The 16,743-nt window shown below is 68.7% G+C and carries 23 protein-coding genes; 15 read left to right on the top strand and 8 right to left on the bottom strand.

The features are described 5' to 3' along the window. Positions 1-26: 26 nt before the first annotated feature. From MRBLWH11_RS18365 to MRBLWH11_RS18355, 3 genes are all read left to right on the top strand, one after another. Complete coding sequence (locus MRBLWH11_RS18365) at positions 27-1,106, top strand: 4-hydroxy-3-methylbut-2-enyl diphosphate reductase (protein ID WP_341945861.1); 1,080 nt, start codon at positions 27-29, stop codon at positions 1,104-1,106. A gap of 2 nt (positions 1,107-1,108) precedes the next feature. Next, positions 1,109-1,900: an IclR family transcriptional regulator gene (locus MRBLWH11_RS18360; RefSeq protein ID WP_116636618.1), complete on the top strand. Its 792-nt coding sequence runs from the start codon at positions 1,109-1,111 to the stop codon at positions 1,898-1,900. A gap of 240 nt (positions 1,901-2,140) precedes the next feature. Further along, positions 2,141-2,668, top strand: a complete 528-nt coding sequence (locus tag MRBLWH11_RS18355) for a DUF6264 family protein (RefSeq protein WP_341945858.1) — start codon at positions 2,141-2,143, stop codon at positions 2,666-2,668. Positions 2,669-2,798: 130 nt separating this feature from the next. On the opposite strand, the gene fbaA is transcribed toward MRBLWH11_RS18355, so the two are convergent. Next, on the bottom strand, positions 2,799-3,827 hold the full coding sequence (gene fbaA, locus MRBLWH11_RS18350) for a class II fructose-bisphosphate aldolase (RefSeq protein ID WP_341945857.1): 1,029 nt from the start codon (positions 3,825-3,827) through the stop codon (positions 2,799-2,801). 185 nt (positions 3,828-4,012) lie between these two features. Here fbaA and glpX point away from each other — a divergent pair, with 185 nt between their 5' ends. Both glpX and MRBLWH11_RS18340 read left to right on the top strand, forming a co-directional pair. Continuing rightward, the gene (gene glpX / locus MRBLWH11_RS18345) at positions 4,013-4,999 is read left to right on the top strand and encodes a class II fructose-bisphosphatase (protein WP_116636615.1); all 987 of its coding nucleotides are present in this window, start codon (positions 4,013-4,015) and stop codon (positions 4,997-4,999) included. A 193-nt stretch (positions 5,000-5,192) separates the two neighbouring features. Further along, positions 5,193-5,477: a hypothetical protein gene (locus MRBLWH11_RS18340; RefSeq protein ID WP_116636614.1), complete on the top strand. Its 285-nt coding sequence runs from the start codon at positions 5,193-5,195 to the stop codon at positions 5,475-5,477. A gap of 1 nt (position 5,478) precedes the next feature. On the opposite strand, the gene MRBLWH11_RS18335 is transcribed toward MRBLWH11_RS18340, so the two are convergent. Together MRBLWH11_RS18335 and MRBLWH11_RS18330 are read right to left on the bottom strand one after the other, a co-directional pair. Further along, the gene (locus MRBLWH11_RS18335; protein WP_341945856.1) at positions 5,479-6,723 is read right to left on the bottom strand and encodes a DNA recombination protein RmuC; all 1,245 of its coding nucleotides are present in this window, start codon (positions 6,721-6,723) and stop codon (positions 5,479-5,481) included. Between the two features lie 65 nt (positions 6,724-6,788). Continuing rightward, on the bottom strand, positions 6,789-7,382 hold the full coding sequence (locus tag MRBLWH11_RS18330) for a 3'-5' exonuclease (protein WP_341945854.1): 594 nt from the start codon (positions 7,380-7,382) through the stop codon (positions 6,789-6,791). 59 nt (positions 7,383-7,441) lie between these two features. On the opposite strand from MRBLWH11_RS18330, the gene MRBLWH11_RS18325 reads away from it, so the two are divergent. Further along, positions 7,442-8,182: a class I SAM-dependent methyltransferase gene (locus MRBLWH11_RS18325; protein WP_116636612.1), complete on the top strand. Its 741-nt coding sequence runs from the start codon at positions 7,442-7,444 to the stop codon at positions 8,180-8,182. Positions 8,183-8,224: 42 nt separating this feature from the next. Continuing rightward, positions 8,225-9,298, top strand: coding sequence for a redox-regulated ATPase YchF (ychF, locus tag MRBLWH11_RS18320; protein WP_341945852.1), 1,074 nt, complete (start codon positions 8,225-8,227; stop codon positions 9,296-9,298). Between the two features lie 18 nt (positions 9,299-9,316). Here the strand turns inward: ychF and MRBLWH11_RS18315 are convergent, their stop codons facing one another. Continuing rightward, positions 9,317-9,688, bottom strand: coding sequence for a hypothetical protein (locus tag MRBLWH11_RS18315; RefSeq protein WP_341945851.1), 372 nt, complete (start codon positions 9,686-9,688; stop codon positions 9,317-9,319). A 143-nt stretch (positions 9,689-9,831) separates the two neighbouring features. Between MRBLWH11_RS18315 and MRBLWH11_RS18310 the strand changes: the two genes are divergently transcribed. The 6 genes from MRBLWH11_RS18310 (at position 9,832) to MRBLWH11_RS18285 (ending at position 12,699) form a co-directional block, all read left to right on the top strand. Then, entirely contained in the window at positions 9,832-10,185 is a 354-nt protein-coding gene (locus MRBLWH11_RS18310) for a hypothetical protein (RefSeq protein ID WP_341945850.1), read from the top strand. 174 nt (positions 10,186-10,359) lie between these two features. After that, positions 10,360-10,593: a toxin-antitoxin system gene (locus tag MRBLWH11_RS18305; protein ID WP_341945849.1), complete on the top strand. Its 234-nt coding sequence runs from the start codon at positions 10,360-10,362 to the stop codon at positions 10,591-10,593. Further along, the gene (locus tag MRBLWH11_RS18300) at positions 10,590-11,012 is read left to right on the top strand and encodes a type II toxin-antitoxin system VapC family toxin (protein ID WP_341945848.1); all 423 of its coding nucleotides are present in this window, start codon (positions 10,590-10,592) and stop codon (positions 11,010-11,012) included. Before MRBLWH11_RS18305 ends, MRBLWH11_RS18300 begins: the two co-directional genes overlap by 4 nt. 102 nt (positions 11,013-11,114) lie before the next feature. Then, the gene (locus tag MRBLWH11_RS18295; RefSeq protein WP_116636607.1) at positions 11,115-11,393 is read left to right on the top strand and encodes a DUF4190 domain-containing protein; all 279 of its coding nucleotides are present in this window, start codon (positions 11,115-11,117) and stop codon (positions 11,391-11,393) included. A gap of 174 nt (positions 11,394-11,567) precedes the next feature. Beyond that, positions 11,568-12,137 carry an alpha/beta fold hydrolase gene (locus tag MRBLWH11_RS18290; RefSeq protein ID WP_341945847.1) on the top strand — a complete coding sequence of 190 codons (570 nt, stop codon included), beginning with the start codon at positions 11,568-11,570 and terminating at the stop codon, positions 12,135-12,137. A gap of 1 nt (position 12,138) precedes the next feature. Beyond that, entirely contained in the window at positions 12,139-12,699 is a 561-nt protein-coding gene (locus MRBLWH11_RS18285; protein ID WP_341945845.1) for an isochorismatase family protein, read from the top strand. 20 nt (positions 12,700-12,719) lie between these two features. On the opposite strand, the gene MRBLWH11_RS18280 is transcribed toward MRBLWH11_RS18285, so the two are convergent. Further along, a complete protein-coding gene (locus tag MRBLWH11_RS18280; RefSeq protein WP_116636604.1) occupies positions 12,720-13,064 on the bottom strand; it encodes a LysR family transcriptional regulator in 345 nt (114 codons plus the stop codon). A gap of 106 nt (positions 13,065-13,170) precedes the next feature. On the opposite strand from MRBLWH11_RS18280, the gene MRBLWH11_RS18275 reads away from it, so the two are divergent. Together MRBLWH11_RS18275 and MRBLWH11_RS18270 are read left to right on the top strand one after the other, a co-directional pair. Beyond that, positions 13,171-13,344 (top strand): hypothetical protein, encoded by a 174-nt coding sequence (locus tag MRBLWH11_RS18275; protein ID WP_341945844.1) that lies wholly within the window; start codon positions 13,171-13,173, stop codon positions 13,342-13,344. A 56-nt stretch (positions 13,345-13,400) separates the two neighbouring features. Beyond that, positions 13,401-15,065 (top strand): ABC-F family ATP-binding cassette domain-containing protein, encoded by a 1,665-nt coding sequence (locus MRBLWH11_RS18270; RefSeq protein ID WP_341945843.1) that lies wholly within the window; start codon positions 13,401-13,403, stop codon positions 15,063-15,065. Positions 15,066-15,079: 14 nt separating this feature from the next. On the opposite strand, the gene MRBLWH11_RS18265 is transcribed toward MRBLWH11_RS18270, so the two are convergent. The 3 genes from MRBLWH11_RS18265 to MRBLWH11_RS18255 all read right to left on the bottom strand — a co-directional run bounded on the left by MRBLWH11_RS18265 (position 15,080) and on the right by MRBLWH11_RS18255 (position 16,728). Next, a complete protein-coding gene (locus MRBLWH11_RS18265; RefSeq protein ID WP_341945842.1) occupies positions 15,080-15,724 on the bottom strand; it encodes a hypothetical protein in 645 nt (214 codons plus the stop codon). Positions 15,725-15,835: 111 nt separating this feature from the next. Further along, positions 15,836-16,135, bottom strand: coding sequence for a Fe-S cluster assembly protein HesB (locus MRBLWH11_RS18260; protein WP_116636600.1), 300 nt, complete (start codon positions 16,133-16,135; stop codon positions 15,836-15,838). A 107-nt stretch (positions 16,136-16,242) separates the two neighbouring features. Beyond that, positions 16,243-16,728: a GNAT family N-acetyltransferase gene (locus MRBLWH11_RS18255; RefSeq protein WP_341945841.1), complete on the bottom strand. Its 486-nt coding sequence runs from the start codon at positions 16,726-16,728 to the stop codon at positions 16,243-16,245. Between the last annotated feature and the right edge of the window lie 15 nt (positions 16,729-16,743).

Genomic DNA, 16,743 nt, shown 5'->3' with positions numbered 1-16,743 from the left:
CAGGCACGCGCCGGTAGAATCAAGGGGTGACTTCGACTGCCGTTCATCTCCCCGTCCCCCGCATCCCACGCGTGCGCGCGGCGGCAGGGCGGCTTCAGGATAACCCGATCGTCGGACACAAGCGGATTCTGCTCGCCGCTCCCCGCGGCTATTGCGCCGGCGTCGACCGCGCCGTGGTCGCCGTCGAGAAGGCGCTGGAGCGCTACGGCGCACCCGTCTACGTGCGCAAGCAGATCGTGCACAACATCCACGTCGTCTCCGAGCTCGTGGAGAAGGGCGCGATCTTCGTCGAAGAGGTCGACGAGGTCCCCGCCGGAGCCCACGTCGTCTTCAGCGCGCACGGCGTCTCGCCGGCCGTCGTGAACGCGGCATCCGATCGCGGACTCCACGCGATCGACGCCACCTGTCCACTGGTCACGAAGGTGCACCGCGAGGCCGTGCGGTTCGCCCGGGACGACTTCGAGATCCTCCTGATCGGCCACGAGGGACACGAAGAGGTCGAGGGCACCGCGGGGGAGGCCCCCGAGCACGTGACCATCGTCAACTCGCCGGCCGAGGCCGACACGGTGCAGGTGAAGGACCCGTCCAAGGTCGTCTGGCTCTCACAGACCACGCTGTCGGTCGACGAGACCATGGAGACCGTCAACCGTCTCCGTCTGCGCTTCCCCGAGCTCCACAATCCGCCGTCGGACGACATCTGCTACGCCACCCAGAACCGTCAGGTCGCGATCAAGAAGGTGGCCGCGAACGCGGATCTCGTGATCGTGGTCGGATCGTCGAACTCCTCGAACTCGGTCAGGCTCGTCGAAGTCGCCCTCGAGTACGGCGCCAAGGCGGCGTATCGTGTCGACTACGCCGAAGAGGTCAAGCAGGAATGGCTCGACGGCGTCGAGACCGTCGGCGTGACGAGTGGGGCATCCGTCCCCGAAGTGCTCGTCCGCGAGGTGCTCGATGCTCTCAGCGACGCGGGGTACCGCGACGTGGAAGAAGTGAAGACGGCTGAGGAGGATCTGATGTTCTCTCTGCCCAAGGAGCTTCGTCAGGACTCCGCCGGCCAGCGCGACGCCCGGGCGCTCGGCGGTCGTGCCTCAGGAGGAGGCGCGTAGCGGTGAGCCCGACGGAGGGCGAGCCCACCCTCATCGGGTCGGTGCAGCGCGCTCTTCGCCTCGTCGACATCGTCGCGAACTCTCCTCGTCCGCTGCCGGCGAAGATGCTGGCCGCCGCCACCGGACTGACCCCGGGCACGACGTACAACCTCATCCGCACGCTCATCCACGAGGGATACCTGTCGGCCGAACCCGACGGTCTCGTGCTCGGCACCAGGTTCCCGTCGTTCCAGCAGGAGATCGACTCGCGCGGCGTCTTCCTCGCCCGCGTGCGCTCCGCTTTGAGGAACGTGACGGAGGAGGTCGGCGCGACCGCCTACCTCTCGCGCTTCGACGACGGCGAGATGCACCTCGTCGACATCGTGGATGCCGTGCACAACCCGCGGGTGGAGCTCTGGGTCGGCCTGCAGTCGAGCGCCCATGCCACGGCGCTGGGCAAGCAGATCCTCGCGGAGCTGCCGGACGAGCACCGGCTCGACTATCTGGCGCGGCATCGCCTGGAAGAGCTGACCCCGCGCACGATCAGCGATCGCGCCACGCTGCTGACGCAGCTCGAGCACTCTCCGGGGTGGGTCGTCGATCAGGAGGAGTACGCGATCGGGGCGACCTGCGTCGCGGTGCCGGTGATCGCCCCGAACATCACCGCGTCGCTCGCGATCTCGCTGCCATCGGAGCTGGCTGTCGTGGATCGGGCCCTGGTGTCGCGGCTGCAGAGCATCGCGCGGAGACTGTCGCTGCAGCTCGGCGCCGATTCTCTGGATGCGGGTGCACCCGACGTCGAGTTCACCATCTGAAGTTTCGGCTCTAGCGCGCCGGACATGCGCTTTCCTATGATCAGAACCGTAGGCGTCTGTGCAAACGGCACTACAGGTTCGCGGAGGGTCCCCAGCTCTGCGTGAGCCCACTTGGATGACGAGCGTCCCCAGCGTTCCGAGTCCGCGGCCCCGAGGAGTCCCCAATTCTCCGGGGCCGCCATCATTTTCGGCCTGCGTCGGCTGTGAGCCGCTCGGAGCCGCGGCGATTAGCATGGCGGGATGACCGATCAGCGTCCTCAGTACGGCGAACTCGCAACCCCCGAGGAGCAGCGGAGGGCGGCCGGGCTCCCGCCGCTGAACGAGGTCGTGGCGGAACCGGTCTTCACGGCCCCCGCACCGGAGCCCGTCATCGCGGATACCGCTCCGCGTCGTCCCCACCCCGTCGATCGGTTCGTCACCATCGGGCTGCTGGCCTACGGCCTCATCAACGTGATCGTCACCGCGCTGTCGTACCTCGACCTCACGCGGGTGATGAACGAGAGCATGAAGATCCTCGGCATCGACGGAGAGTTCACGAACTACGACCAGGGCAAGCTGTGGGGCACCGTCGCCGCGGTCGTGCTGGTCGTCGGCTGGTCGCTCACGGCGTGGGCGTCGATCCGGCGGCTCCGCAGCGCGAAGGTCGCCTGGTGGATTCCCCTCGTCGGCGCGGTGGTGACGATGCTGATCGCGTCGATGTGCCTGGCGGTGCCGATGTTCGGCGATCCCGCCTTCATGTCGTACGTCGAGAACATGGGCGGCAGCTGATCCCGCCCATCGACGCAGAGAAGGGGTGCCCGGCCGATCGGCCGGGCACCCTTCGCTTCGACAGGCTCAGCGACCCAGGGGACGGAGCTCAGCGACCCAGGGGGCGGAGCTCAGCGACCCAGGGGGCGGATCAGCTCTTCGACTGGCCGTAGGAGCCGAGCTGGCGGGTGGACTCGACGACGCGGGCGGCCATCGCGGTCTCGGCGATCTTGCCCCATGCGCGCGGGTCGTACTGCTTCTTGTTGCCGACCTCGCCGTCGACCTTGAGGACGCCGTCGTAGTTCTTGAACATGTAGTCGGCGATCGCACGCGTGTAGGCGTACTGCGTGTCGGTGTCGATGTTCATCTTGATGACACCGTTGGCGACCGCGAGGGCGATCTCGTCGTCGGTCGAGCCGGAGCCGCCGTGGAAGACGAGGTCGAGCGGCTTGGCGCCGGTGTTGTACTTCGCGGCGACCTGCTGCTGGATCTCGCCCAGCAGCTCGGGGCGCAGCTTCACGCCGCCCGGCTTGTAGACGCCGTGCACGTTTCCGAAGGTCAGGGCGGCGATGTATCGGCCCTGCTCGCCGAGGCCCAGCGCCTGAACGGCCTGGTCGACGTCGGCGAAGGTCGTGTAGAGGGCATCGTTCGAGCCCTCGTGCGCGACACCGTCCTCCTCGCCGCCGACGACGCCGATCTCGACCTCGAGGATCGCGTTGATGGCCTTCATGCGGGGGAGGAGATCCTTGGCGATCTCGATGTTCTCTGCGAGGGGAACGGCGGAGCCGTCCCACATGTGGGACTGGAAGATCGGGTTGCGTCCGGCCTTGACCTCTTCCTCGGAAGCCGCGATCAGCGGCTCGACGAAGCCGGCCAGCGCGTCCTTCGGGCAGTGGTCCGTGTGCAGCGCGACGGTGACCGGGTAGTTCTTGGCGACCTCGGTGGCGTAGCGTGCGAACGCGAGCGCGCCGGTGGAGCGGGCCTTGACCGTGTGGCCGGCGAAGTAGTCGGCGCCGCCGGTGGTCACCTGGATGATGCCGTCGGAGCCGGCCTCGGTGAGGCCCTGCAGGACGGAGTTGATCGTCTGCGAGCTGGAGACGTTGAAAGCGGGATACGCGAAGCCGCCGGCCTTCGCGCGGTCGAGCATTTCGGCGTACTGATCCGGGGTGGCGACGGGCATGAGAACTCCTGCGATAGGGGAAGCCGGGACAGCAGTCACTCTATCGGGGTGCGTGGGTCGATGACGCAGGCTCCGAGGCGCTGAGCGGCCAGGACTCCTGCCGGACTGTTAAGAATCGGGATTCCTTCACCTGAAATGGGCCGAAAGCCGGGCTGTTCACGATGGCTGATCGATAGGCTGACCGCATGGTGAGTCTGACAGCGGATCTGAGCCCTCTTCATCCCGACCGCAACCTCGCGATGGAGCTGGTGCGCGCGACCGAGGCGGCGGCGATCCGCGCGGTGCCGTTCATCGGCCGCGGCGCGAAGGAGGCCGCCGACGGAGCCGCCGTCGACGCGATGCGCGCGTTCCTCGGAACGGTCGACTTCCAGGGCCGTGTCGTCATCGGCGAAGGCGAGAAGGACAACGCCCCGATGCTCTTCAACGGGGAGGTCGTCGGCACCGGCCGCGGGCCGCTGTGCGACATCGCGGTCGACCCCATCGACGGCACGTCTCTCACTGCTGCCGGCCGGCAGAACGCGCTCTCGGTGATCGCCGTGTCCGACCGCGGCACGATGCTCGACGCATCGACGGTGTTCTACATGGACAAGCTCGTCACGGGCCCCGCGGGCGTCGGCGTGGTCGACATCCGCCTCCCCGTCGGCGAGAACATCCGCCGACTCGCGGGGGCACTCGACAAGCCCGTCGACGAGATCGTCGTCTCGGTGCTGAACCGCCCGCGGCACGAGCAGCTGATCCAGGAGATCCGCGACGCCGGTGCCGGTACCCGCCTGATGAGCGACGGAGACGTCGCCGGTGGGATCAACGCGGCTCGTCACGACGCGCGCACCGACATGTGCGTGGGCGTCGGAGGCAGCCCGGAAGGCATCGTCACGGCCTGCGCCATCAAGGCGCTCGGCGGCCACATCCAGGGTCGGCTCTGGCCGCGTGATGACGATGAGCGTCAGCGGGGCATCGACGCCGGCCTCGACATGGACAAGGTCTACGAGGCCGACGACCTCGTGCAGGGCAAGAACACGATCTTCGTCGCCACGGGCGTCACCGACGGCCAGCTGGTCGCCGGCGTGCGCCGGGAGCGCGGCTTCGTCTACACGGAGAGCGTCGTGCTTCGCGGAGCATCGGGCACCCTTCGCCGCATCGCCTCGGAGCACCTCGTCTCCAAGTGGCTCTGAGTCGCCCGGCATAGTCGTACGGGCCGCTCGGCGAGCGATCTGTGCGCGGGGAGGCCGTGTCATCGTTACCGACCCGGTATCGGGTCGAGACGTCGTGATCCACGCTTCCTCGGGGTGCCGTGTCACAATTGTTCCTGGGTTTGTCGCCGTCGACGGAGCCGCCAGGCACCGCAGGCACCAGGAGGGCGAACAGATGACAACGCAGCATACGAGCGGCTCGAAGGCCGCCCCGACGAAGATTGTCACGACCAACACGGGGCGCATCCTCCGGGTGAGCGCCGACGCCGAGGTGATAGCTCCGGCTCCGACGGCTCCACCGCAGACCGCGGTCAGCGACCCCGCTCGACGAGCCGACGTGCTCTTCCGCAAGCGTCTCGACGAAGGTCATGAGATCAGCGCATGGTGGATGATCGGGGCCTTCCTCGCCACCAGCGGTCTGGTCATCGTGCTGCTGAGCGGCGTTCCGGGCGCCGCCTGACTCACACGTCGCCGAGGCGTGCGCGCACCTCTCCCACATCCGCGCGGACCGGGGCGTCGGACTTCTCGTCGTCGATGCCGACGAGTTCCGGTGCGGTGAAGCGGCGGGTGACCCCTGCGGTGACCGCCGGCGCGGCGGGAAGGCCCGAGGCGTCGACGCCAGGGAACTGTCGCGCCGTCACGAGCACACGGGTCTCGAGCGAACCGGCGAACTTGTTGTAGCTGTCGACGGTGCGCTCCAGTGCTCGTCGCAGCTCGTCGGCGTGGCCGGAGAGAGTGCCGAGCCGCTCGTAGAGCTGGGTTCCGAGATTGAGCAGGGTCCGTGCCTCGGTCGACACCTCCTGCTGGGTCCAGGCATAGGCGACGGTCTTCAGCACGGCCCAGAGGTTGACGGGCGAGGCCAGCGCGACACGACGGCTGAAGGCGTAGTCGAGCAGCGTGGGGTCTTCGTCGATCGCCGCGGCGAGGAGGGACTCGCTCGGCAGGAAGCAGATCACGAACTCCGGACTGGCGTCGAGGCCCGACCAGTAGGCCTTCTTCGCGAGCGCATCGACGTGGGCGCGCACGGCCTTGACGTGCTTCTGCATGTGCGCACGTCGCTGCGGCTCGTGAGCATCTCCGGCGGGGAGAGCGGATGCCTCGAGATACGCATCGAGCGGGACCTTGGCATCGACGGCGATCGACGTGCCGCCTGCCAGGCGGACGACCATGTCGGGGCGACCGGTGCCACGGTCGGACGAGATCGTCGACTGCAGGTCGAAGTCGACATGGCGGGTGAGGCCGGCCGCCTCGACCACCCGGCGCAGCTGCGTCTCTCCCCAGACGCCGCGCGTCGCGGTGGATCGCAGGGCCCCGGCCAGGGATTCGGTCGTGGCCCGCAGCGCCTCGTCGGACTCCTGCGCGCGCCGCAGCTGCTCGGCGAGGGTGCCGAACTGCGCCTGCCGCTCCTGCTCGATCGCCGTCACCTTCGACTGCATCTGCTGCAGGCTCTCGCGCACCGGCGCGAGTGCGGTGAGCACGGCGTTCTGCTGCTGGACGCGCAGCGCCTCCGCGCGCTGCTCCGTACGGGCGTGCTCGACCGCGTCGCGGTAGAGGTCGTACTGGCGATCCCGGTCGTCGCGCGCGGCTGCAAGCTCGGCCTCTGCCCGTGCCAGGTCGGCGGCCCCTCGTCCTGCGCGCAGGAACCAGCCCACGGCGACACCCGCCGCGAGTGCGGCGAGGACCAGAACGAGCGAGAGAGCATCCATGTCTCTCATGATGCGGCCGGCATCCGACATTGCGGGGCAGCCCCGCTCAGGCGCGGCGATCCCCGTCAGGCGACGGCGCGCTCCAGAGCAGGAACCGCGGGCTCCGTCACCCGCAGGCTGAGCGCGTCGGCGAGCGCGAACACGTCGGCGGCGCCGTGGCGGCGGGCGGCATCGATCACGATCTGCGCGCAGGCGCGGGCATCGGCCAGGGCGTCATGGTGCGAGAACTCCGCGAACCCTGCGGCGGCTGCGGCCACCGGCAGGCGGTACGAGTCGAGCTGATACGTCTTGCGGGCGACCTGCAGGCTGCAGAGCGAGCGGTACGGCGGGCACAGCATGTCGGTGGCCTCAGCCGCCCGGCGCAGGACGTTGAGATCGAACCCGGCGTTGTGGGCGACCAGGACGTCGGCGCCCGCGAAGCCGCAGAGACGGTCGAACTGGTCCGCCCAGGTGGCGGCGGAGACCACGTCCTGCGGTTGGATGCCGTGGATGCGCACGTTCCACTCCTGGAACTCGTCGTGCCCGGGCGGAGGCTGGATCAGCCATCCGGCGGTCGCGACGACCTCGCCGCCGCGCACGCGGACGAGTCCGACGGAGCAGGCGGAGGCCGGGCTGGAGTTCGCGGTTTCGAAGTCGATCGCAGTGAAGTCCAGTGGCACGGATCCACTCTCCCTCGCGATTTCGGCGTCGGATCGCAGGCTCGCCGTAGGCTGGCGACATGACGGACGAGCAGGCGACATCCTTCGGCGTGCAGGCCCACAGCTACGAGGTCGGTCGGCCGGAGTACCCCTTCGCGGCGGTCGCATGGATGCTCGACGCCCTGCCGCACGGTTCGCGTCGCATCGCCGATGTGGGCGCCGGGACCGGGAAGCTCACGCGCACCCTCCTCGGTGCACCGGACGCCGAGGTCGTCGCCGTCGATCCCGACCCCGAGATGCTCGCGACCCTGCGCACCGCGGTCCCCGGGGTCCCCGCGTTCGTCGGGACGGCCGAGCGCCTGCCGCTTCCGGATGACAGCGTCGACGCGGTCGTGCTCGGCCAGGCGTGGCACTGGGTCGAGCCGGTGGCGGCCTCCGCCGAGATCGGGCGCGTCGTGCGCAGCGGGGGAGTGCTCGGACTCATCTGGAACATCCGCGACGAGCGCGTGGACTGGGTGCGACGGCTCACCGAGATCATGCACGGCAGCAATGCCGAGATCATGCTCGCCGCGGGAGACCCCGTCGTCGCGGCGCCGTTCGGTCCGCTCGCGCAGCAGCGCTGGGAATGGGTCCGACCCATCACCCGCGAACTGCTGCACACCATGGCGTCGTCGCGCAGCTACGTGATCACGGCATCCGACGATGAGAAGGCACGCATCCGGCGGGACATGGATGCCCTGTTCGACGAGCTCGGCCTCCACGGCGATGACACGATCGATCTCCCTTACGTGACGAGGGCGTTCCGCGCGGTACGCGACTGACTCGCAGGACCACGCGAGGACCGACAGGTAGACTCGTCCTCCGTGGCTCTCACTATCGGCATCGTCGGCCTGCCCAACGTCGGCAAGTCCACCCTCTTCAACGCACTCACCAAGAACGACGTGCTCGCGGCGAACTATCCGTTCGCGACGATCGAGCCGAACGTCGGCGTGGTGAACCTGCCCGACCCGCGTCTCGACAAGCTCGCGGAGATCTTCGGCAGCGAGCGGATCCTCCCCGCAGCGGTGTCGTTCGTCGACATCGCCGGCATCGTGCGGGGTGCGAGCGAGGGCGAGGGGCTGGGCAACAAGTTCCTGGCGAACATCCGCGAGGCGGACGCGATCGCCCAGGTCGTGCGCGGGTTCGCCGACGACGACGTGGTGCACGTGGACGGTGCCGTGAACCCGGCATCCGACATGGAGACGATCAACGCCGAGCTCATGCTCGCCGACCTCGAGACCGTCGAGAAGGCGATCAGCCGCTACGAGAAGGAAGTGCGCGGCAAGAAGATCGAGCCCGTCGTGCTCGAGACCGCGATCGCCGCGAAGGACGCTCTGGAGCGCGGTGTGCTGCTGTCGGTCGCCGGCATCGATCTGACGCCGATCCGCGAGCTGGGGCTGCTCACCGCGAAGCCCGTCATCTTCGTCTTCAACGTCGACGAGGGGGTGCTGACGGATGATGCCCGCAAGGCCGAGCTCGCCGCTCTCGTCGCGCCCGCGAAGGCCATCTTCCTCGACGCCAAGATCGAGTCCGAGCTGATCGACCTCGACCCGGAGGATGCCGCTGAGCTGCTGGCGTCGACCGGCCAGGACGAGTCGGGCCTCGACCAGCTCGCGCGGATCGGCTTCGACACCCTCGGGCTCCAGACGTATCTCACCGCTGGTCCGAAGGAAGCTCGCGCCTGGACGATCCCCAAGGGGTCGAAGGCGCCGCAGGCCGCCGGCGTCATCCATACCGACTTCGAGAAGGGCTTCATCAAGGCTGAGATCGTCTCGTTCGACGACCTCGTCGAGACGGGCTCGGTCGTCGAAGCCCGTGCCAAGGGCAAGGCGCGCCTCGAGGGCAAGGACTACGTCATGAAGGACGGCGACGTCGTGGAGTTCCGCTTCAACAACTAGCCCATCCGGCTCGGCGAGTCAGGGGCGACCTTCGGCGTCGGCCAGGCCCTTCCGATGCTTCGCGGCCGCACGCCTGATCGAGGCCACCTTCGGGTTGTCCGCACGCTCTGCGGGAAGACTGTCGAGGATCGTGGCGTCGGCTCGAGCTGCGAGCGTCAGGAGGCCCCACATGCCGATCGAGTCGAGTTCCAGATCGACTTCTTCCGGGGTCGCCGCCGCGAAGGCCGCATGCGCGCTCGCTTCGACCTCCGGGTCGCTCGGCCTCTTCGCCGCACCCGCGACGGCATTCGGCTGATTGGAGTAGTTGTCGAGCTTGGTCAGCAGTTCATCGGCGCGTGCGGTGCCGAGTGCCGATGCGAATGCGGCTTGAATCGGGTACGTCTCGGTCACGCTCGTCTCCAGAGTTCTCTTGGCGGTCGGTGCGATGGCAGCTGTCGGATTCGGCCACCGTACGGGTAGCGTACTCATTCGGACGACGCTCGGGTTCTGCCGGGACCCTCCAGGTGTGAGCGTTCATCTGCGAACATGTCCTCATGCGCCGCGCTGCCACGCTCACCACGACCCTCGCCGCTCTCGTCCTCGCGATCGGCGCGCTTGCAGGGTGCGCCGACACGACAGCGCCACAGGCGGCACCTCCCTGGCCGACGCCTGCCCCCACACCGCTCCAGGAGTACCCTCCGGAGCTGCCCGAGTGGGCGCAGGGTCACCAGGTTTGGCTCATCTACCCGGACGGTTTCGAGTGCGGCGGCACCGAGGGGTGCCCGAATGACTATCGCGCGTTCTTCGGCGAGCCGGGGCCTGTGCTTCCGGACGGTGTCGAGTACTACGACCCTGCCAAGCATGACTGCGTGGCCGTGGCGCCCCTGGGCGTGGACTGCTTCGGGTGAACCGCAGACTCGCCTCACCTGCTCTGCACTCCCAGCGCGTCTCTGAGAGTCGTCCACAATCGCTCGAATCTGTTCCCAGGATGGCGTGTGCGTGTGCAGGCTCGACGCATGCGAGACAGATCCTCCGCGTTGCCTGATATCGTGCATGATATCAAGCAAGGAGGTGGTCGTCCCGTGGCATCGATCATCGTTCGTGGACTCGATGAGTCGGTCAAAGTGCAACTCGCCGCGCAGGCGAAGAGCCATGGACGTTCCATGGAGGCCGAGGTTCGTGAGATTCTGACCAGGGCCGCTCGGAGACCGCACATCGGGCTGGCTCTCATGCACGCCGCCCAGCAAGGGGGTGCTGCGGATGACCTGGAGCTTCCGAAGCGTGATGACGTCGCGCGGGCTGCGGACTTCGAGTGATCGTCCTCGACACGAACGTCATCTCGGAGGTCTTCCGATCCGCGCCGAATGAGCGAGTCGTCGCCTGGCTCGAGGCGTGCACCGACGAAGTCTCCATCACTGCGGTGACACTCGCTGAGCTGTTGGCGGGCCTAGAAAGGCTCCCGGACGGCCGTCGGAAAGCGGAGCTGACCGCTCGCGTTGACGCGGCGATCGAGCCCTTTCGCGGTACCCGTTCCATCCTGGCCTTCGATGACGCCTCCGCAGCTCACTACGCGAGAGTCCTTCTCGCGCGAGAGGCGGCGGGGCGCCCGATCAGCACGGCTGATGCCCAGATCGCTGCCATCTGCCTCGCCCACTCGGCCACGTGCGCGACACGCAACGTCAAAGACTTCGCTCATACCGGGGTCGACCTGCTCGACCCCTGGCGTGTCTTATAGCATCTCGCGCATGCGGAAAGAGGCGACGAACCACCAGAATGTTTCTATAGTCGACTCGTCGCGATGGGCCCACCTGGCGACACGAAGCCTCGGAAGGTCCCGATGACAACGGCCACCACTGCACCGCGCACGAACACCCTCTCCCTCGTCGGCTTCATCGCCGCGTTCGTGATCCCTGTCGCCGGACTCATTCTCGGTGTGTTCGCGCTGCGGCAGCTGCGCGCGCCCGGCAACCTTGAATCGGGGGCGGGGCTCGCTCGCTGGGCGATGGTGATCGGAGTCCTGGGCGCTCTGGCGCAGCTGATCTTCTTCATCGTGTGGTTCACCCTGTTCTTCTCCGCATTCAACGGGCAGTCGTTCGGCCCGGGGCAGCCCGGCTGAATCCACGACACGATCCCGAGGGCCGTCTCGACGCGGAGCATCGGGCTTCTGTGCCGCCCACGGCATCCGGATAGGCTGGACGGAGGCGGCGTGAGCCGCGGTCCGGCCGCAGGCGTCCGCCGAGTTCGTTCCGCCTGCGCTTCCGACCCCGACGGCACGAGGAGACTGACGCCGATGACCGACACCCAGACCTTCGAGCCCGACGGCCGCGCCGTTCCCTTCGTCGACGAAGGCGACGGGCCCGTCAAGCTCGTGCTGATCCAGGAGCAGGGGCTCCCCGCCGACGTTCTGGGCGTCGTCGGGCACTACCTCGCCGAGGAAGCCGGATTCCACGTGCTGCGCATCGGCTACCGCGCCGGCGACGCCGACATCTCACTCGAGGAGCGCGTCGACGATGTCCTCGCGGTGATCGATCACGTCGGCCTCACCGACACCTGGGTCGGCGGTCATGGCTTCGGAGGCACCATCGCACGTGCGCTCGCCGCATCCCACCACGAGCGCGTCAACGGCCTGCTCCTGCTCGGCGTGGAGGAGAACGAGATCCCCGTCGCTCCGGTGATCCCCGTGCTCATCATCCAGGGGTCCGACGACACCACCACGGCGCCGGCCAACGGCGAGCGTCTGCAGTCGACCGTGCCCGAGCGCGCGAGCGTGAAGATGATCGCCGGCGGCGACCACCTGTTCCCGATGACGCACCCGATCGAGACCGCGGTGAACATCGAGGAATACCTCGACTGGGACTGAGATGACCTCGACCCCCGCGCACACATCCGCACGGATGCCGCGTACCGCTGTCATCGTCATCGACGCGCAGGTCGGCGTGATGCCGGGCTGCTTCGACGAACACGGAACCCTCGCGCGCACCGCGACTCTCGTGGAACGCGCCCGCGCCGCGGATGTGCCTGTCGTGTGGGTGCACCACGATCCGGTCGGTCTCGGAACGCCCGAATGGGAGCTCGCGTCGCCGCTGGCTCGTCACGACGGAGAGCCACTGGTCCGGAAGAGCTATCGCGATGCCTTCGCGGAGACCGACCTGCGTGAGACGCTCGATCGTCTCGCGGCCACGCACCTCGTCCTGGCCGGAGCGCAGTCGGATTTCTGCGTGCGCACGACGATGCAGCGCGCGGCGGCGGAGGGGTACGACGTCACCCTCGTGGGAGACGCGCACACCACGGTCGACGCGGAGTGGGACGGCGTGCCGATCTCGGGTGAGCAGATCGTCGCCCACACCAACATGTACTTCTCGGGGCTGCGGTATCCCGGGCAGACCTTCGCGGTCGCCCGGCACGACGCCGTCGAGCTGTAGACCTCGGCGCCGTCTCGGGTTCAGCGCCCCTGACGCTTCTTGTACGGCTTCGGCTGACCCTTCACCACGGGCGCGCGGCCCTTGCCCTTGGACGCCTTGGCCTTGCCACCCGCCGGGACGACCGGCTTCGCGCTCGGTGCCGGCGCCGCGGCGATCCGCTCTCGTGCCTCCTCGAGCAGAAGCTCGCCGGCTTTCGTCAGGCGCGTGTCGCCTCCGCGCGTGAAGAGCGGATGGCCGACCTCCTCCTCGAGCTGCTCGATCGACGAATACACAGCCGCCAGCGACACATCGAGGGATTCTGCCGCTCGGGGGAAATGCAGCGTCTCGGCGACGGCGACGAAACGCCGAAGTTGAGTGAGTTTCACGGGGGAGAAGTCCTTTCCCGCAGGAGTCGCGGCAGGTCTTCAGCGTACGCGTCTTCCATCGGGATGTCGGCGTACTCTGGGCATGCCGCCGATCGAAGGGTTCGCCGTGTCCGACCACAACGACCGCTCCTCGCACGAGCACATCCCCGCTCCGGGAGAGCCGACCGTTCCGGAACTCGAAGAAGACGAGACGATCGCACCGCGCCCGGAGGAGGAGATCGCCGACGCGCTGCGGGCGAGACCCGACCTGGAGGACCACAGCGCGCATCACTCCGACTGAGTCCCGCAGGCGGATCGGGTGCGAGCCCGGCGTCCGCGCGATGACAGGATTGAGTCATGACCGCAACTCTCGTGGCCCAGGGCCTGGCCGGCGGATACGGCCACCGCACCCTCTTCGACTCGCTCGATCTGACGGTCGCGCCGGGAGACGTCGTCGGAGTCGTCGGCGCGAACGGGGCGGGGAAGTCCACCCTGCTCCGCCTGCTCGCGGGCATCGACGAGCCGCAGGCGGGGACGATCGCGCTGGCACCGGCCGACGCGTTCGTCGGATGGCTGCCGCAGGAGCATGAGCGCATCTCCGGTGAGACGATCGCCGCCTACATCGCCCGTCGCACGGGATGCGCCGCGGCGACCATCGCGATGGATGCCGCCGCGGCCGCGCTCGGCGACCCTTCGCTCGCCGCCCCGGGCGTCGACCCGGCAGACGCCTACTCGACCGCCCTCGACCGGTGGCTGGCCAGCGGCGCCGCCGACCTGGACGAGCGACTCCCGGCCGTGCTCGCCGACCTGGGTCTCGAACTCGACGGCGGCGACGCCGACGGGATCCTGATGACCTCGCTCTCCGGCGGTCAGGCGGCTCGTGTCGGGCTGGCGGCGCTGCTCCTCTCGCGCTTCGACATCGCGCTGCTGGACGAGCCGACCAACGATCTGGATCTCGACGGTCTCGAGCGGCTGGAGGCCTTCGTACGCGGACTCCGCGGCGGCGTGGTCCTGGTGAGCCATGATCGCGAGTTCCTCGCGCGCTGCGTGACCCGGGTGCTGGAGCTCGACCTGGCGCAGGGCTCGAACCGTGTGTTCGGCGGCGGGTACGACGCCTACCTCGAGGAGCGGGCCACGGTGCGCCGCCACCAGCGCGAGAAGTACGACGAGTTCGCCGAGAAGAAGGCCGACCTCATCGGCCGCGCCAGGACCCAGCGGGAATGGTCGAGTCAGGGCGTGCGCAACGCGATGAAGAAGGCACCCGACAACGACAAGATCCGGCGCAAGGCCTCGACGGAGTCCAGCGAGAAGCAGGCGCAGAAGGTGCGACAGATGGAGAGTCGGATCGCGCGGCTCGAGGAGGTCGAGGAACCCCGCAAGGAGTGGCAGCTCGAGTTCACCATCGCCGCGGCGCCGCGCTCCAGCTCGGTCGTCTCGACGCTGAGCTCCGCGGTGTACCGGCAGGGTGAGTTCGCTCTGGGCCCGGTGTCGCTGCAGGTGAACGCGGGGGAGCGCATCGGGATCACGGGTCCCAACGGCGCGGGCAAGTCGACCCTCCTCCGCGCCCTGCTCGGGCAACAGCATCCGGACGAGGGCACGGCGAGTCTCGGAGCGAGCGTGCAGATCGGCGAGATCGACCAGGCGCGCTCCCTGCTGGCGGGTTCCCAGCCGCTCGCGGCGGCTTTCGAGGAGCTCGTGCCCGAGATGGCCACCGGTGAGGTGCGCACGCTTCTCGCCAAGTTCGGACTCAAAGCCGACCACGTGGGTCGCCCGGTCGACGAGTTGTCACCGGGGGAGCGCACGCGAGCGGGGCTCGCCCTGCTGCAGGCCCGCGGCACCAACGTCCTGGTGCTCGATGAGCCGACGAACCACCTCGATCTCGCGGCGATCGAGCAGCTCGAGCAGGCGCTCGAATCGTACGAGGGGACGCTGCTGCTGGTGACGCACGACCGACGGATGCTCGCCACGGTGCACACCGACCGTCGGTGGCGTGTCGAGTCGGGTCGCGTCACCGAGCTCTGACGCGCGGTCTCGACTCAGAGATCGCTGAAGTCGTCGGCGAGACCGAAGATCTTCGACACCGTGTCGCCGTCGAGAGCGAGCATGACGTACTGCACGCCGACCTCTCCCGGACGGACGAGCGACATCGTGCCGGGGACCTCGCGGGTGCCCACCGCGAGATAGTCGTTCACGCCGTCGCCGTCGTCGTCCATCGGGAGCTCTTCGGCGCCGGCCGCCAGAGCGTCTGCGCGGCTCGAGCCGATGCCGATCCCGTCGGCGACGGTGAACACGACGCCGGGGGTGTCGTCGCTCCCGATCCAGAGCGCGGCCGGCCCCGACTCGGGGACGTTCAGCCGGACGGCGCCGTCCCAGTCATACGACGTGAACCCGTACGCATCGGGTCCCTGCGCCTCGGGGACGGGCCCCACGACCTCTCCGAGCGCCGCGAGCACGGCGTCGTGGTCGGTATAGGCGATCAGCGGGCCCTCGTCGATCGACAGACCGTCGATGGTCACCCGCGCGTCCGCTGTCTCCGGTGTCTCGGACGGCGACGATGACGGCGAGGCGGAGCCCGACGAGCTGGTGGGCTGCGGTGCCGCCGTCGGCGCACACCCGGCGGCGATGACGGTGAGGATCGCGAGGGCGGAGACGATCAGGACACGCGGCGCACGAGTTCGCATGCCTCGATGCTAGGGGCGGGTCCCGAGGCGTGCCGTGGCGCCACGCGCCTCGACCCGAAGACGACGGATGCCGCGACCCCTGAGGGCCGCGGCATCCGGAATCCTGTGTCGTCAGGCGACCTTGGGCATCACCGCGAACGAGACGGCGCCCTCGTCGTCGACACCGGCGTCGAGCACCTTGTCGTCGAGCGCGGTTGCGGCCCCCTCATCGAGGAAGAGGCGGGTGCCGGAGATCTCCACGACCTGGTCCTGCGGCTCCGGGTCGGCGGTCACGAGGACGGCCAGACGGGCGCCGCCTTGCGCGTCGGGCGCGGTGGTGGAGTGGATGCGCAGACCGGCATCCGGGGCTTCGCTCTGACGGCTCACGAGGGTGGAGACGATGGCGGTGGCGTTGTCGGTGAGGGTGAGCACGAGACTCTCCTTCCGGTTGGGGCATGTCGCGGTCGCGACACGTCCGGGCCACGATGCCGGACCTCGTCCATCGGCTCAACCCCCTTGCCGCGATTGTCAGGAGGCTCTCAAGCTCGCAGACGTTTCCGGAGGAAGACCTGGGCGGTCCCGTCGCCGTCCGGCACGCGCTCATGCTCCTCGTAGCCGCAGGCTTCGTAGAGCCGCAGGTTCGCCTCGCTCAGGCTGCCGGTGAAGAGCTCGGCCACATCGGCGCTGGAGGACTCCTCGGCGGCGTCGAGCAGCATCCGTCCGATGCCCTCGCCCTGCATGTCGGGCGCGATCGCTATCCGCCCGATCAAGAGCAGGCCGTCGCGCTCGACGAAACGGATCGCGCCGACGAGTCGTCCGCCGATCCGTGCGACGAAACCCGATTCCGCGCGCAGCTCGGCCTGCAGTTCGGGAAGCGTCTGGGTCAGCGGGGGCATGTCGACGCTGCCGTAGATCGCCGCCTCCGACACGAAGGCGGCGCGCTGCACCGTCAGCACCTCGCCGGCGTCGCTGTCCTGGATCGTGCTGATCTCGATCTGCGATCTCTGCTGCTGGTCGTCGGTCACGGGTCCGCCTCTCTG

The organism is Microbacterium sp. LWH11-1.2 (assembly GCF_038397745.1).
In the GTDB taxonomy this organism is placed as follows: Bacteria; Actinomycetota; Actinomycetes; order Actinomycetales; family Microbacteriaceae; genus Microbacterium.
The sequence above is the reverse complement of the archived record's forward strand: the minus strand, read 5'-3'. Positions and strand labels throughout refer to the sequence as shown.